At 51.9% G+C, this 14,831-nt stretch carries 15 protein-coding genes; 11 read left to right on the top strand and 4 right to left on the bottom strand.

Going from position 1 to position 14,831, the window contains the following annotated elements; all coding sequences use genetic code 11:
- Nucleotides 1–37 precede the first annotated feature (37 nt).
- Nucleotides 38–547 (bottom strand): Lrp/AsnC family transcriptional regulator, encoded by a 510-nt coding sequence (locus ACO0LM_RS09965; protein ID WP_423036637.1) that lies wholly within the window; start codon nucleotides 545–547, stop codon nucleotides 38–40.
- Nucleotides 548–694: 147 nt separating this feature from the next.
- On the opposite strand from ACO0LM_RS09965, the gene ACO0LM_RS09960 reads away from it, so the two are divergent.
- Entirely contained in the window at nucleotides 695–1,840 is a 1,146-nt protein-coding gene (locus ACO0LM_RS09960; protein ID WP_423036635.1) for a branched-chain amino acid ABC transporter substrate-binding protein, read from the top strand.
- Between the two features lie 227 nt (nucleotides 1,841–2,067).
- Here the strand turns inward: ACO0LM_RS09960 and ACO0LM_RS09955 are convergent, their stop codons facing one another.
- Complete coding sequence (locus ACO0LM_RS09955) at nucleotides 2,068–2,376, bottom strand: c-type cytochrome (RefSeq protein WP_423036783.1); 309 nt, start codon at nucleotides 2,374–2,376, stop codon at nucleotides 2,068–2,070.
- Between the two features lie 239 nt (nucleotides 2,377–2,615).
- On the opposite strand from ACO0LM_RS09955, the gene ACO0LM_RS09950 reads away from it, so the two are divergent.
- The 4 genes from ACO0LM_RS09950 to leuA all read left to right on the top strand — a co-directional run bounded on the left by ACO0LM_RS09950 (nucleotide 2,616) and on the right by leuA (nucleotide 7,004).
- On the top strand, nucleotides 2,616–2,849 hold the full coding sequence (locus tag ACO0LM_RS09950) for a TIGR04438 family Trp-rich protein (protein ID WP_423036633.1): 234 nt from the start codon (nucleotides 2,616–2,618) through the stop codon (nucleotides 2,847–2,849).
- Nucleotides 2,850–2,933: 84 nt separating this feature from the next.
- A complete protein-coding gene (locus ACO0LM_RS09945; RefSeq protein WP_423036631.1) occupies nucleotides 2,934–3,836 on the top strand; it encodes a LysR family transcriptional regulator in 903 nt (300 codons plus the stop codon).
- Nucleotides 3,837–3,845: 9 nt separating this feature from the next.
- Nucleotides 3,846–4,655, top strand: coding sequence for a prolipoprotein diacylglyceryl transferase (lgt, locus tag ACO0LM_RS09940; RefSeq protein WP_423036629.1), 810 nt, complete (start codon nucleotides 3,846–3,848; stop codon nucleotides 4,653–4,655).
- A gap of 636 nt (nucleotides 4,656–5,291) precedes the next feature.
- Entirely contained in the window at nucleotides 5,292–7,004 is a 1,713-nt protein-coding gene (gene leuA / locus ACO0LM_RS09935; protein ID WP_423036627.1) for a 2-isopropylmalate synthase, read from the top strand.
- Nucleotides 7,005–7,021: 17 nt separating this feature from the next.
- Here the strand turns inward: leuA and ACO0LM_RS09930 are convergent, their stop codons facing one another.
- Entirely contained in the window at nucleotides 7,022–8,566 is a 1,545-nt protein-coding gene (locus ACO0LM_RS09930; protein ID WP_423036625.1) for a PLP-dependent aminotransferase family protein, read from the bottom strand.
- 114 nt (nucleotides 8,567–8,680) lie between these two features.
- Between ACO0LM_RS09930 and ACO0LM_RS09925 the strand changes: the two genes are divergently transcribed.
- From ACO0LM_RS09925 to ACO0LM_RS09905, 5 genes are all read left to right on the top strand, one after another.
- Nucleotides 8,681–9,142, top strand: a complete 462-nt coding sequence (locus tag ACO0LM_RS09925; RefSeq protein ID WP_423036623.1) for an OsmC family protein — start codon at nucleotides 8,681–8,683, stop codon at nucleotides 9,140–9,142.
- Nucleotides 9,143–9,144: 2 nt separating this feature from the next.
- Nucleotides 9,145–9,789 (top strand): FMN-binding negative transcriptional regulator, encoded by a 645-nt coding sequence (locus ACO0LM_RS09920; RefSeq protein WP_423036621.1) that lies wholly within the window; start codon nucleotides 9,145–9,147, stop codon nucleotides 9,787–9,789.
- A gap of 20 nt (nucleotides 9,790–9,809) precedes the next feature.
- Nucleotides 9,810–10,274 carry a GNAT family N-acetyltransferase gene (locus tag ACO0LM_RS09915; RefSeq protein ID WP_423036619.1) on the top strand — a complete coding sequence of 155 codons (465 nt, stop codon included), beginning with the start codon at nucleotides 9,810–9,812 and terminating at the stop codon, nucleotides 10,272–10,274.
- A 379-nt stretch (nucleotides 10,275–10,653) separates the two neighbouring features.
- Nucleotides 10,654–12,720 carry a M13 family metallopeptidase gene (locus ACO0LM_RS09910; RefSeq protein ID WP_423036617.1) on the top strand — a complete coding sequence of 689 codons (2,067 nt, stop codon included), beginning with the start codon at nucleotides 10,654–10,656 and terminating at the stop codon, nucleotides 12,718–12,720.
- A 233-nt stretch (nucleotides 12,721–12,953) separates the two neighbouring features.
- A complete protein-coding gene (locus tag ACO0LM_RS09905; protein ID WP_423036615.1) occupies nucleotides 12,954–14,249 on the top strand; it encodes a GAF domain-containing protein in 1,296 nt (431 codons plus the stop codon).
- 5 nt (nucleotides 14,250–14,254) lie between these two features.
- Here ACO0LM_RS09905 and ACO0LM_RS09900 read toward each other — a convergent pair whose 3' ends face one another.
- Nucleotides 14,255–14,383, bottom strand: a complete 129-nt coding sequence (locus tag ACO0LM_RS09900) for a hypothetical protein (protein ID WP_423036613.1) — start codon at nucleotides 14,381–14,383, stop codon at nucleotides 14,255–14,257.
- A 52-nt stretch (nucleotides 14,384–14,435) separates the two neighbouring features.
- On the opposite strand from ACO0LM_RS09900, the gene ACO0LM_RS09895 reads away from it, so the two are divergent.
- Entirely contained in the window at nucleotides 14,436–14,813 is a 378-nt protein-coding gene (locus ACO0LM_RS09895) for a GFA family protein (protein ID WP_422987079.1), read from the top strand.
- The last annotated feature ends 18 nt before the right edge of the window (nucleotides 14,814–14,831 follow it).

The following is a 14,831-nucleotide window of genomic DNA, read 5'->3' as shown; positions in this document are numbered from 1 at the left end:
TCATCCAGGTGTCTGTCCACCGCGTTTATAGAGTAAATTATTTACCTGCGCGCACGGGCAACTCGGCTGCCTTTTCATCAAATGCGATACGGGTGGTGAATTTAGCTCTCTTCATAGGGAAACGCGAATGGAAATGACGGACATTGCCAGACCCCGAAATCGCGCGCCGCACAAACTGGTAGTAAGCGTCCATGTCGATCACATGCACCACCAGGAAATAATCATACTCCCCAGACACAAAATAGCATTGCATGACTTCGGCTTCCTTGTTCATGCGGGCTTCAAATTCACGCATGTATTCGTCTGCTTGATTGGTCAGGGACACCTCCAGAAAGGCCAGCATGCCATAGCCCAGCGCAAAGCTGTCGACCATGGCCACTTCGGCGCTGATGACCCCGGCTTCACGCAGCTCGCGAATACGTCGCAGGCAGGTCGGCTGCGAGATATGCAGCTTGTCGGCCAGGACTCTGGTAGGGATTTGGTTGTCTTTCTGGAGCAGGTTCAAAAGCTTGCGATCCAGCTTGTCGAGGGTGCGATATTGGGGCATATAAAAAACGTCAGTTTGGAGAAAAAACCACACAAAATAGCTTTGCGAAATATTTTTTCTGTTGTACCTTCTTGCTGTTCAGTTATCTGAATAAGTCAGAGATGCAGTGTTGTTATCCTACTTTTTTTATTCCTTAGGAGTATGTTCATGTCGTTCAAAACTAAAATGATTCCACTGGCTGGCGCAATTGCATTCGCTTTCGCTGGTGCTGCGGCAGCTCAAGATCTGGTTGTTAAAATTGGTCACGTTGGTCCGATCTCCGGCGCGATCGCCCACTTGGGTAAAGATAATGAAAACGGCGCCAAAATGGCGATCGAAGAACTGAACGCCAAAGGTGTCATGATCGGCGGCAAAAAAGCAAAATTCGAACTGCTGGCTGAAGATGACGCAGGCGATCCAAAGCAAGGCACAACCGTAGCACAAAAACTGGTTGACGCGAAAGTAAATGGCGTTATCGGTCACTTGAACTCTGGTACTACCATCCCTGCTTCCAGCATCTACAATGCTGCCGGCATCGTTCAGATTTCCCCATCTGCAACCAATCCAAAATACACACAACAAGGTTTCAAAGGCGCATTCCGCGTAGTTGCGAATGACGGCCAGTTGGGTGGCACACTGGGCCGTTTCGCGGTTCAGATCAATAAAGCGAAAAAAGTCGCTGTCATCGATGACAAAACAGCCTACGGTGAAGGTGTAGCTGCTGAATTTATCAAAGGTGCCAAAGGTAAGGGTGCTGAAATCGTTGTTCAGGAACATACGACAGACAAATCCACAGATTTCAACGCGATTCTGACCACCATCAAAGCGAAAAAACCTGATGTCATCTTCTTCGGCGGTATGGATGCAGTTGCCGGTCCTATGCTGCGTCAGATGAAAGCACTGGGCATTACTGCCAAGTTTATGGGCGGTGATGGTATCTGTACTACGGATCTGACCAAACTGGCTGGCGATGCAATCGGCGAAGGCCAGGTTGTCTGCGCTGAAGCTGGCGGTGTTCTGGAAGGACAGAAGAAAGTCAATGATGACTGGAAAGCTGCTTACAAAAAGAAATTTGGTATCGACGTACAGATCTACGCACCGTATGTTTACGATGCAGTCATGACGATGGTTGACGCGATGGTACAGGCAAAATCTGCTGAACCAGCAAAATACCTGCCATTCCTGGCTAAAATCAAACACAAAGGTGTGACCGGCGATATCGCATTTGATGCCAAAGGCGACATCAAAGACGGTACTCTGACTTTGTACACATACAAAGGCGGCACTCGTGAATTGCTGCAAGTTGTGAAGTAATCACTTCTCCATGCTTGTAAGAACGTGAAACAGGTTCTAAAAACAGCCAGCGCAAGCTGGCTGTTTTTGTATCCGCAGCCCAAATCCGTCAAACATAAAAAAACCAGGACAGATATCCTGGTTTTTTTGTGCTGCTGCCTGGCACGCCTTGAAATTCCACACTTATCAATAAGATAAGTATGGCAAGCAGGTCAGGGCTTGCCTCAGGGCTGGCAAGAAGCAGACCCTTACTTCAAGTTCAAAATCCATTTCACCAGCGTCCTTGCTTCGGCTTCAGTTACCTGTGCATTTGCTGGCATGGGAATCGCACCCCAAGTACCGGTACCGCCCTTCAATACCTTTTGCACCAGCATGTCTTCAGCTTTCTTGTTGCCAGCGTATTTCTTGGTCACATCCTTATAGGCGGGACCAACAATCTTGGTATCCACCGAGTGGCAAGCCATGCAGTTTTTTGCTTTCGCCAAATCCATATTTGCCATTGCTGAACCAGAAGCCATGACCGCCAACACAGAACCTACCAACAAAGAATATTTCATTGCTTTCTCCAGGTTAAAAACTATCCGCCATTTTACCGCTTTTTCCAACATCTAACGTTCTCGGCAAACCAAAGGTTGACCTGAAGCAGGTTTGGGATAGGGAGGTATAATGGAATTACGCAAATTTCAGCTCTTATACTGTAGTCAGAGTTGAAGACAAGGACTTTTTTGCCTAAGTAAGATAGCATCCTCTGTCTGGACCAATTCTGCACAAGTCCTATACAAAAAGGAAGTTAGCCATGTTTGCCATCATTGTCCTGTTTTTACTGCTGGTCTTGAAACTCGCAGAAATATCCATTTTTGCCAATTTGTCCTGGTGGTGGATAGTCGGTGGTGCTTTTGCCGCTTTTCTATGGTTTGAAGTCTTTGAACGCGTGTTCGGACTGGACAAACGCAAAGACCATGCACATTACGAGAAAATCCAGAAAGAGCGGGTCAAACGCGCTTTCGAGAAAAAAAGTGGCAGACGCTGACCAGGCCAGCAAAACCGGCCGGTTGATCACGAGGTTGACCATGAGGTTAACCACCACTCGGCGCAAATCCGCCTGAAACACTCCATGTCGATACCAGAAACAAGACATCTTGAATTGCGTCAGTTGCGCTATTTTCTTGCTGTTGCCGAAGAAATGCATTTCGGCAAAGCTGCAGCGCGATTGCACATGACCCAACCACCGCTGTCACAGGCGATACAGGTACTCGAAAGTATACTGGGCGCAGACCTGTTCATCCGGAATACCCGCAATATCGCCTTGTCTTCTGCCGGATTGGCACTATTGCCCGAAGCCAGGCGACTCATACAACAAGCACAAGCCCTGCCACAACTGGCACAGCTGGCCGCCAGTGGTGCCAGTGGCCAGTTGTCGCTGGCCTTTGTGTCGATTGCCGACTACAGCATCTTGCCGCCCGCGCTGCGCGAGTTTCGCCAGCAACATCAGGCGGTGCACATAGAACTGCGCGAAGCAACCACAGACGTGCAACTGGATGCGCTGGAAAAAGCCGAAATCGATGCCGGCTTCCTGATTCCCCCGATTCCGGAAAAGCTGCAACATCTGTTGAGCTACCAAAAAGTCTTGTCGGAACCGCTGATGCTGGCGGTACCGGAAAGCTTTGCCAAAGGACGCAGCAGCATGGGCCTGGCAGAATGCGAAAACATGCCCCTGATCCTGTTTCCGCGAAAAATTGCTCCTGCATTGCACGATGCCATACTGGGCTGCTTTCATAGCGTCGGCCTGACCCCCGAGATCGGCCAGGAGGCCATACAGATGCAGACCATCGTTGGCCTGGTATCGGCTGGCATGGGAATCGCACTTGTGCCACAATCCGTGTCGAACCTGCAACGCCCCGGCGTTCTGTACTTTGATTTACCGGACAGCACGGCTGTGGTGGAAATTGGCCTGGCCTGGCGCAAAAACAATCATTCAGCAGTACTTGATGCCTTTGTGCATCTGTTTAACCAATAATTGAATTTCATGCTCATTCATCCAAATCCTGACCCCATTGCATTTTCCTTAGGCCCGGTTTCTGTCCACTGGTACGGCATCATGTATCTGGTGGCGTTTGTCCAGTTCATTATCCTTGGCCGCGTCAGGCTACGACAACCGCATATTGCGGCCAAAGGATGGACCCGCGAGCATATCGACGACATGCTGTTTTTTGGGGTATTGGGCGTCATCATAGGAGGTCGCCTGGGCGAAGTCCTGTTCTATGGCTTTTCTTACTATGTCTCCCATCCGCTGGAAATTTTCGCGGTGTGGAAAGGGGGCATGTCTTTTCACGGCGGTTTCCTGGGGGTGCTGGTCGCCATGTACTTTTGGGCGCGCAAAGCCAGGTTCCACCTGGCCGATGTGTATGACTTTATTGCGCCGCTGGTGCCGCTGGGTTATGCCGCTGGCCGTATCGGCAACTTCATCAATCATGAATTGCCAGGACGTGTGGCGTCTGCGGACTTGCCCTGGGCGATGATGTGGCCGGGCATCACTTACCCGGTCCACCCTTCGCCGATTTACCAGGCGCTGGTGGATGGCGTCCTGGTTTTCATCATCCTCTGGCTGTTTGCCATGCGACCAAGACCGCGCCTGGCCGTAGGCGCCTTGTACGTGACCCTGTATGGCTGCACGCGCTTTTTTACTGAATATTTCCGCACGCCGGATTATGAAGTTGACTTCCTTGGGTTCACGATATCGGCAGGACAGATGTTGTCGCTGCCGATGATACTGGTTGGCTTGTTATTGCTGTTTTTTTCCTACAAATTTGCTGCCAAACCGGTACGCAAACCCTGATCTGGAACAGGCATAAAACAAATGTGGGATGGGTGCTCAGAACAGATTCCTGTGCCCATTCCTGAATGCAGTTTGAGATGCCGGCAAATTCTGCTTGACGAAAGTGCCGGATATCTTTTACATTAAGCACATGAACTTTCTTACCTACACATCTGATGCGCACACCGCGACTACTGGCAAGCTCTTGCCAGCGGTACAGATGTCTATGTCGGTAACACTATCTCTACTACCTGCACTATCTGGCGCGCTACTATAAACTTTATAAGTTTTCTTAGCTTCGTCTTTCAGTTGTACCTCCAGTTTCACTTCCACAGTTTGTTTAGCAGTACCTTTAGCGATTTCCTGTATCCAGGAAAAAAAACAGCATGACACATTTGATCAACTCAGCAAGGATTTCTGCCGGTGACCAGTTCACCGTGATAGCGATCGTCCCTGCTGCATGCATGCTGCGCCACCCTGCGCTACGACTACTGATCGGTTAACCGGCCTCGTATTTTTCCGTGGCCGCCGGTTAGCCTGAAGCCACTCTTTCCCTTGCAATCAAAACAGAAATCAGTGCATTGCTGAGGCGCTTTGCTGCCCATTGCTGCTCATTGCTACCCTTCTGCCCTTACTGCCCTTTACAAAGAGAACAAGATGATCATCGACCCGAGTAAAAAATATCAAGCCTTCCCTACCGTTGATCTGGCAGACAGGCAATGGCCCAGCCGCCGCATACAGCAGACACCGATCTGGATGAGTACCGATTTGCGTGATGGCAATCAGGCTCTGATCGAACCCATGGATGCGACAAAAAAGCTGCGTTTCTTTGAGATGCTGGTGGAGATCGGTTTGAAGGAAATTGAAGTCGCCTTCCCTTCCGCCTCGGAAACCGATTTTGCCTTTGTGCGAAAACTGATAGAAGAACAGCGCATCCCGGCCGATGTCACCATCGAAGTATTGACACAATCACGTGAAGACCTGATCCGTCGCACCGTTGAATCGGTCAGAGGTGCAAGGCGCGCCATCGTGCATTTGTACAATCCGATTGCGCCGGCGTTTCGCCGTATCGTGTTTGGTAAATCGCGTGAAGAAATCAAACAGATCGCCATCGATGGCACCCGCCTCATCAAACAATTGACAGATGCAATGCCAGAAACGGAATGGGTATTTGAATATTCACCTGAAACCTTCAGCATGGCTGAACTGGATTTCTCGAAAGAAGTATGCGACGCCGTGCTTGCCATCTGGAAGCCGACACCAGAGCGCAAGATGATCATCAACTTGCCGACGACGGTTGAATGCGCGACACCGAATGTGTATGCCGACCAGATTGAATGGATGCACCGACATCTGGCACAGCGCGATGCCATCATCCTCAGCGTACATCCGCATAATGACCGGGGTACTGCCGTTGCCTCTGCCGAACTGGCGCTGATGGCAGGTGCCGATCGTGTCGAAGGCTGCCTGTTCGGCAATGGTGAACGCACTGGCAATGTAGACCTGGTGACGCTGGCCTTGAATCTGTACACCCAGGGTATACATCCTGGCCTGGATTTTTCCGACATCGACAGCGTGCGTCAGTGCGTGGAAGAGTGCAACCAGTTGCCGGTCCATCCGCGTCACCCGTATGTGGGTGACCTGGTGTTTACTGCCTTTTCTGGCTCGCACCAGGATGCCATCAAGAAGGGCTTTGCCCAGCAAAGTACGGATGGTATCTGGGAAGTCCCATATTTGCCGATAGACCCGGCAGACCTGGGCCGCAACTACGATGCGGTGATACGCGTCAACAGCCAGTCAGGCAAAGGTGGCATGGCATTTTTGCTGGAGCAGGAATATGGCATCAGCCTGCCACGTCGCCTGCAAATCGAATTCAGCCGGGTGGTGCAAGCCTTTGCCGATCAAAGTGGTAAAGAAATGCATGCTCAGCAGATACACCAGATTTTCAGTGACACCTATCTGCAACTGGCAAACCCTTTAAGTTATCAGGCACATCATGCAAACCCTGTCCCGCATCACGGGACCACGCCATCTGATTCAGCACACATATCCCTGTGCATGGATTTGCTGTACCAGCAACAGCCACAAGCTGTTCATGGTACAGGTCATGGTATTTTTGACGCACAGATACAGGCATTCCAGGCCATGGGCTTTAGCATCAATATCATGGACAGGAGCGAGCAACAGGTCATGCGCAATGGTAAACAACAATCAGTCTGCATCATCGAAGCACGCATCAATGATGGTGTCAGCCAGCATGGTGCAGCCATCGCTGATGATGCAACGACGGCCAGCATCAAGGCCATCATCAGTGCCATCAACCGACATGCGCTGCTGACCCCGGCAGAGCCTGACATGCTGGCTGCCTGAACAGAAATTCCATGATTTCATGCAGCGTGCGCTGTGTGTGCTGTGTGCGGGTCTTGATTGAAAAGACTGGCCAGCAGCATCACACTGCGTTCTATCTCAGCGATATCCAGTGCAGCAAAGCCCAGTAACAAGCCGGGGGGATGGCTGCCAAACTGTCCTGCCTGGCCAGCCTGCCCCGGTATGCCGACATAATGCGACAAGCCGCGCAACTCCAGACCGAGCGCCAGCCCGGCCTGGATGATGCGTTCTTCGTCGCGGTTTTTTTTGAAATACACGGCCAGATCCAGCCCGCCGTCTTGCGCCCCACATTCCAGTTCATCATTCAATACATGCCGTATGCAGTTGACCAGGCAGGCCTGCCGTTCGGCATAGATTTTGCGCGTGCGTTTGATGTGCCTGCCAAAATGGCCTTCTGCAATAAAGTCAGTCAATACCATTTGTGGCATAACGGCAGTCAGCTTGTCGATCACGGATTTGCCCTGTATCAGCGACTCGCGCAATTTCTCTGGCAGGACCATATAACCAAGACGCAAACTGGGAAACAATACCTTGGACAAGGTACCGACATAAATCACGCATTGCCGGGTGTCCAGGCTTTGCAGGGATGCCAGCGGTGAACTACCGAAACGGTATTCACTATCGTAGTCATCTTCCACTATCCAGGCCGCATTTTGTTGCGCCCAATCCAGCAAGGCCATGCGTCTTTGCAGGCTCATGGTCATCCCCAGGGGCATCTGGTGCGAGGGAGTGACGAAGGCCAGTTTCGCTGCAGGAAAATGAGTGGCAGCATAGGCGACATCCATGCCTTCTGCATCCACCGGCACTGGGCACATCTGCGCCTGTGCTGCATGCAGGGCTGCAGTGGTGCCGCGATAACAGGGTGCCTCTACCCAAGCCTGTTCGCCGACATCCAGCAACATGGTAGCAAGCAGGTAGAGTGCCTGTTGCGAGCCCGACGTGATCAGGATTTGCTCTGGTGTGCAATTAACGCCACGTGCGGCTTTCAGATTCACTGCCAGCAATTCGCGCAGGGGCAGATAACCGGCAGGATCGCCGTAACCGAGCTGCCCTTTGTGATGACGGTAATGCCGCGCTTCCAGTCTGGCCCATACTTCAAAAGGGAACAGGCCAAGGTCGGGCATGCTGACTCTGAAGGCGCGCACCTGCCCCTGATGGAAACGGGTCAGGCCGCGCGGGTCAATATAATGCCGGCCTCGTGACGAAATGCACTTACCATTGTCAGCCGTCACGCTGTCCGCCAGTTGCAGGTCAGTGGATTTGCCCTGTTCCACCAATGCCGGCAAGTCTTCATTCACAAAGGTGCCCTGCCCGACCGTGCCGCGCAGGTAACCTTCCGCCAACAATTGATCATAGGCGTTCAGCACGGTTTGCCTGGAGATACCCAGGGCCACGCAAAATTCACGGCTGGGCGGCAATTGCATGCCCGGCAGCATCTGGCCACCGAGTATGGCCTTTCTGATTTCGCCATATAACTGCCGGTACAAGGGCAAGCCATGTTGTCGGTCCAGCGTAATTCTGGCTATCAATGAAGATACATGCATGAGATTAAAACTTACTCAGGTAAATTGGTATTCTTATTTTATTCAAAATTGGTACTTTTAAATAGCCAATACTAAAACTAAGATTAACTTAATTTCTTCTACCCGGAGTAAAAAATGCATCAATATCAGGCAAACATTGCTTGGGAACGTGGCCAGCAGGTATTTACTGACAACCAATACAGCCGTGCCCATCAGTGGGAATTTGATGGCGGATTGCGCGTGCCCGCCTCATCGTCGCCGCTGTCTGTGCCATTGCCGATGTCAGAACCCGGTAATGTCGACCCGGAAGAAGCGCTAGTTGCTGCGCTGGCATCCTGCCATATGCTGTTCTATCTGTCCTTCGTGGCGCAACGCGGTTATGTACTGGACCGGTATCAAGACCTGGCCGTCGGCATCATGGATAACAATGCGCAAGGCAAGCGCGCTATCACCCGCATCCATTTGCGCCCGCACGAAAGCTATACCGGTGCCCGGCAACCTGACTTGCAGGAACGCGAAGAACTACATCATAGGGCGCATGAGCAATGCTATATCGCCAATTCCATTCACGCAGAAGTCATCATAGAAATCGAATAAGCATGTATTTACCAGATCATTTTTCCGAACAGCGCCTGGATGTATTGCATGCCCTGATACAGGCACATCCTCTGGCCGCCATGGTCACACACAATGAGGATGGCCTGGATGCCAATCATCTGCCTTTTCTGGTGACGCCACCGACTGCGGATGTCCCTTATGGTGTCTTGCGCGGCCACGTTGCCCGCAGCAACCCGGTATGGCAAAAAGCGGCTACGGGCAAAAACTTGCTAGTGATTTTCCAGGGTGCACATGCGTACATCAGCCCGCGCTGGTATGCAGAAAAAAAACATAGCGGCGCCGTCGTACCTACGTATAACTATGTGGTCGTGCATGCCCATGGCCCCCTGCGCATCATCGAAGATCGCCAGCAATTTCTGGCCTTGCTGACGCAACTCAGCGCACATTTTGAACACAAGCTGGATCAGCCATGGAAAGTCAGCGATGCGCCGGCAGAATACATAGACCGGATGATGGACCTGATCGTCGGTATAGAAATACCCATACAACGCATCTGCGGCAAATGGAAAACCAGTCAGAATAAAACCACCGGTGACCGCATGACGATTGCGAACGGCTTGCGCGAAAGCGGTCATTCTGAAGTGGCGGATATGGCAAGCATCATGGAACAACAGCTGTTTATTTAAAACCTTTGGGAACCTGTTTTATGAACAAAAACATTCTGGTCAGACCTGTAAAAAAAGAAGACTTTGCCGCCTGGTCTGTCCTGTGGGATGGCTATAACCGTTTCTATGAACGCACAGGCCCGAATGCGCTGCCGGATGCCGTCACGCAGATGACCTGGTCGCGGTTTTTTGATGGCTATGAACCGCTGCACGCACTGGTGGCAGAACAGGATGGGCAGTTGCTGGGGCTGGCACATTACCTGTTCCACCGGACCACCAGCCGCATTGAAGCCAGTTGTTATCTGAACGATTTGTTCACGGCACCGGAAGCGCGCGGCCAGGGTGTGGGACGGGCGCTGATAGCGGCCGTCTATGAACAGGCAAACCTGGACGGGAGCACCGTGGTGTACTGGCAAACCCATGAAACCAACACCACTGCCCAGCGACTCTATAATCAGGTGGCCGACCGGTCCGGTTTTATTGTCTACCGCAAGAGCCTGACCTAGTGGACTGTAACTTTGAAACAGAAGTGAAAGACGCTTGCCCGGCGATCAGGGCAAGGCAAGGTTAACACTTATGCACAGCGATAGTGAACTATCGCGAGCATATGCAACGCAGCCATGGTCGTCGCGCAAGCGGAAGGCACTCTGTTTTCAATTGTTACAGTCCACTGAGTCTAGCTAGCCTGCAATTCAGCCTGTACCCCAGGTCGATCTGGACACCTGATCACGGTTGATAACAAATCTTCAATATTGCGGCGCCAAGCACTCCGGCATACGCCCATTTTTGCCGGGGTGCAGCATAAAGTTTCTTTAAAATGGCTGAACTTTGCGCAAGTTAAAGCATCTACATTTCCTGATCTAACCTCCATATACAGGAAATATTATGTCGCGCACCCTGATTTCCCTCGCACTGGCTGGCCTGTTTGCCAATGCCGGCATGGCTACAGCCTTTGCTGACAATGCTGCGCCCGCCACAGCAGCCAGCCACAAACTGGTTTCCGGCATTGATCTGCAATGGCTGGATAAAAGCGTGCGGCCGCAAGATGATTTTTTCCAGTTCATGTCAGGCAAGTGGCTGGCAACGGCAGAAATTCCGGCAGACCGTGGGCGCTTTGGTTCGTTTGACCAATTGCGTGAACTGTCAGAGCAAAGGTCTTACGACATCATTCAGGCACTGGCCAATGATAATCAACTGGTCGCCGGGTCGAATCAGAAGAAAATTGCTGATTTGTACAATAGCTTCATGGATGAAGCCCGCGCCAATGCGCTGGATATCAAACCCTTGCAGACTGAATTCGCGCGTATAGATGCATTGAATGACAAGAGCAAACTTGCTGCGCTGATGGCAGACCTCAGCAAACTGGGTGTCAACCTGCCGGTAGCGGCGGGCATCAGCCTGGACGCACGTGACTCCAGTCGTTACGCGCTGTACCTGAGCCAGAATGGCCTGACCATGCCAGACCGCGATTATTACCTGAAGGACGACGATGCCAAGCTCAAGGGTTTTCGTGATGCCTATCTCACGCATCTGGAGAAAATGCTGGGCATGAGCGGCCAGGCCGCCCCGGAGAAAAGTGCAGCCGCCATCCTGGCACTGGAAACACAGATCGCCAGAATACAGTGGACCAAGGTAGCCAATCGTGATCCCATCAAGACTTATAACAAGACCGACCTGAAGCAACTGGCGCAACTGATGCCAGGCTTTGACTGGACTGCCTACTTCACCGCCGGTAACGTGGCTGGCAAGGTCGATTATGTGATCGTGCGTCAGCCTGATTTTTTCAGCGAACTGGCAAAATTAGTCGATGCGACGCCACTGGATACCTGGAAAACCTATTTGAAATGGCAAGTCCTGAATGCCTATGCACCCTTCCTCAGTCAGCGTTTTGTCGACCAGGATTTTGAGTTCAGTCACAAGACCCTGCGCGGCGTGCCTGCCAATCAGGTCCGCTGGAAACGTGGTGTCGCCCGGGTAGAAGACGCCATGTCGGAAGCGCTGGGCCAATTGTATGTGGAAAGATACTTCCCGCAAGAAGACAAGGCGCGCATGCTGACGCTGGTGAATAACCTGCTGCAGGCTTACAAACAAAGCATACAAACCCTGAGCTGGATGAGCCCGGAAACCAAGAAGGAAGCACTGGCGAAACTGGCTAAATTCAATCTCAAGATTGCTTACCCTGACCAGTGGCGCGATTATGGCAAGCTGAATATCGTCAAGGATGATCTGGTCGGCAATGTCATTCGTGGGCGGGAATATGAATCCCGGCGCCAGTTGAGCAAGCTGGGCCAGCCGGTCAGCCGCACAGAATGGAATATGAGCCCGCAGACGGTCAACGCCTATTACAATCCACGCCTGAACGAGATTGTGTTCCCGGCGGCGATATTGCAGCCACCATTCTTCAATCCGGCGGCGGACGATGCCGTCAACTATGGCGGTATCGGTGCTGTCATTGGGCATGAAATCAGCCATGGCTTTGATGACTCCGGCCGCCAGTCTGACGGCGACGGCAATTTGCGCGACTGGTGGACCAAGGAAGACAAGGCCAACTTCGGCAAACTGACTACGGCCATGATCAGCCAGTACAACGCCTATAGTCCACTGCCTGGCTACCATGTGAATGGTGCCTTGACCCTGGGTGAAAATATCGCCGATAACTCTGGCCTGTCGATTGCGTACAAGGCTTACCAGATTTCCCTGGGTGGCAAACCAGCACCGGTGATTGACGGCTTTACCGGCAACCAGCGTGTGTTCATGGGCTGGGCACAGGTTTGGCGCAGCAAGTCACGCGACGGTGAATCCATCCTCAGAATCAATACCGACACGCACTCGCCTGCCGCCTTCCGGGGCAATGGTCCACTGACGAATTTGCCCGCATTCTATTCCGCCTTCGGCGTCAAGGAAGGTGACAAGATGTATGTAGCGCCAGACAAGCGCATCACCATCTGGTAAGCCCGGTAGCAGCCAAGCTGCTGCGCTGCCGGGCCTGATGCAGGATATATCCCTGCATCAGGCCCGGCCCATTCACGCACAAACCCTACTGAAAACCTTTCCATTCCAGCACTAGGTTTGGAAGCGGGTCATTTTTTAAGCAAGCCATATCAAGCTTATCATTGTCACAACGACTGAAACATCCAGCTGTGGCAGAATAAGTTCTGGAATCCTTAATTCTTGAAAGTCCATTTATGAGTTTTGTGCGCCGTATCCAACAAGATCAGTATGATGTCCATGACAACGACGACGTGCATGCTCGCTTACACTTTTTCAAGCACCTGCAAACCATCACGAATGCCATCCATTCGACCAGCAATATCGAACAGATCATGCTCGATATGTCGCAGAGTATTTGCGAGCTGTTTGAATGTGAACGCCTGACGCTGTATTCCGTCAATTACAAGAAAAATACGATTGAATCCAAGGTCAAGACCGGCCTGATTTCCTTCAAGGATTTTGCCCTGCCGATCTCGGAAAAAAGTGTTGCCGGTTATGTGGCCATGACCAAGAAAACCATCAATCTGATCAATGTCTACGACGAAACCGAGTTAAAAACCCATTCGCCAAATCTGGAATTTTTGCGCAGAGTAGACCAGCGCACCGGTTTCCGCACCAAGCAAATGCTGGTTGGCCCGCTGGTGCATGAACAAAGCAATGAATTGCTGGGGGTACTGCAGTTGATCAATTACCGCAATGACTGTCAGTTCCCGCAATTGCTGGAAGAGGGATTCCGTTATCTGCGCAATACCCTGGCAGTGGCATTTTCCCAGCGCCTGATGTCGCCACAGGTGATTCATACCAAGTTTGACAGCCTGATCAAATCTTCGATACTGTCGATTCCTGAACTGGGCCTGGCTGCACGCGCAGCGCGACGCAAGGGTGTGGATGTGGAAGATATACTGGTTGATGAATTCGAGGTCAAGCCTGCCGATATCGGCCAGTCACTGGCGGCTTATTTTGAGTGCGGGTACCAGCCTTACAAGACCGACCGCGTGCGTCCGGATGCCTTGAAAAACTTCAAGCGTGCCTATGTTGAAGACCATCACTGGATCGTCCTGGAAGAAAGCGCTGACAGCCTGGTCATCATGACCACCGACCCGGAACGCGTAATGGCATCGCGCATAGCTCATAGCCTGTTCCCGATTGCGAAGATACAGTATTGTGTGACCACACAACGCGAGTTCAAACAGACTGTGGATCAATTCTTTGGCGACAGCGAGAACGCCGTCACCCACCTGGAAGCAGCGAATCAGGATGCCATCGAAACCGTGACAGCTGCTGAAACTGCCATGCTGGCACAAGTCAGGGAAACCATCGTCGATACCTTTGGCAAGCACCACCCTGAATTCCAGATCGATGTGCGTTCACGCGAAGACAAGATGGTCAGTCGCATGCACAAGGATGGCTCGGTACAGCGTATCGCGGGCCAGGTGATTGTTGATTTTCATGTCGATTTTCTGGATACCGGCATGAGCGCATCGGCCTGAATACGTCACAACAAATTCGCCTGCTGCCCACCTTCTGCAAAGCGTGCCAGGTCTGGCCGCTGTCTGGCGATGGATTGCCAGACCAGCCGGGATTCGACATAAGTGCGCTTGCCTTGCAGCGTGGCGGCATACAATATCCAGTGTCGTTACTATGAAGCTATCAGTCAGGGGATAAAGGAACACAGGATGCAAGATCAACAAGCGGGCCACCGCCCCATGCAAAGCTATCGGGGCAGTTGCCACTGCGGTGCCGTGCGTTTTGAGATCGAAACGGATTTCCCTGAACTGACCATGTGCGACTGTTCAATGTGCCGTCGCAAAAATGCCTTGATGGTCAAGGTGCATGAAAGCCGCTTCAAGCTGCTGGCAGGTGCAGAATCCCTGAGCGAATACCAGTTCCACAGCCATACGGCACGCCATTATTTTTGTAAGACTTGCGGCATTTATCCTTTTCATCGCAAGCGTGTCACGCCGGACAATTTTGGCATCAATGTGTACTGCCTGGAGAATTTTGACCCGGCGGGTATCCCGGTACGGCAGGCGACCGGTGCGGCCATGCTATAAGGCGATGCCGTTTTATCA

The organism is Undibacterium sp. Di26W (genome assembly GCF_049340265.1).
Classification (GTDB): Bacteria; Pseudomonadota; Gammaproteobacteria; order Burkholderiales; family Burkholderiaceae_D; genus Undibacterium.
Note: the sequence above shows the minus strand (reverse complement) of the source record. Positions and strands in the feature narration are given on the sequence as shown.

Coding starts and splice junctions, on each gene's coding strand:
- ACO0LM_RS09965 (WP_423036637.1), bottom strand. CDS start 547: ATGCCCCAATATCGCACCCTCGACAAGCTGGATCGCAAGCTTTTGAAC.
- ACO0LM_RS09960 (WP_423036635.1), top strand. CDS start 695: ATGTCGTTCAAAACTAAAATGATTCCACTGGCTGGCGCAATTGCATTC.
- ACO0LM_RS09955 (WP_423036783.1), bottom strand. CDS start 2,376: ATGAAATATTCTTTGTTGGTAGGTTCTGTGTTGGCGGTCATGGCTTCT.
- ACO0LM_RS09950 (WP_423036633.1), top strand. CDS start 2,616: ATGTTTGCCATCATTGTCCTGTTTTTACTGCTGGTCTTGAAACTCGCA.
- ACO0LM_RS09945 (WP_423036631.1), top strand. CDS start 2,934: ATGTCGATACCAGAAACAAGACATCTTGAATTGCGTCAGTTGCGCTAT.
- lgt (WP_423036629.1), top strand. CDS start 3,846: ATGCTCATTCATCCAAATCCTGACCCCATTGCATTTTCCTTAGGCCCG.
- leuA (WP_423036627.1), top strand. CDS start 5,292: ATGATCATCGACCCGAGTAAAAAATATCAAGCCTTCCCTACCGTTGAT.
- ACO0LM_RS09930 (WP_423036625.1), bottom strand. CDS start 8,566: ATGCATGTATCTTCATTGATAGCCAGAATTACGCTGGACCGACAACAT.
- ACO0LM_RS09925 (WP_423036623.1), top strand. CDS start 8,681: ATGCATCAATATCAGGCAAACATTGCTTGGGAACGTGGCCAGCAGGTA.
- ACO0LM_RS09920 (WP_423036621.1), top strand. CDS start 9,145: ATGTATTTACCAGATCATTTTTCCGAACAGCGCCTGGATGTATTGCAT.
- ACO0LM_RS09915 (WP_423036619.1), top strand. CDS start 9,810: ATGAACAAAAACATTCTGGTCAGACCTGTAAAAAAAGAAGACTTTGCC.
- ACO0LM_RS09910 (WP_423036617.1), top strand. CDS start 10,654: ATGTCGCGCACCCTGATTTCCCTCGCACTGGCTGGCCTGTTTGCCAAT.
- ACO0LM_RS09905 (WP_423036615.1), top strand. CDS start 12,954: ATGAGTTTTGTGCGCCGTATCCAACAAGATCAGTATGATGTCCATGAC.
- ACO0LM_RS09895 (WP_422987079.1), top strand. CDS start 14,436: ATGCAAGATCAACAAGCGGGCCACCGCCCCATGCAAAGCTATCGGGGC.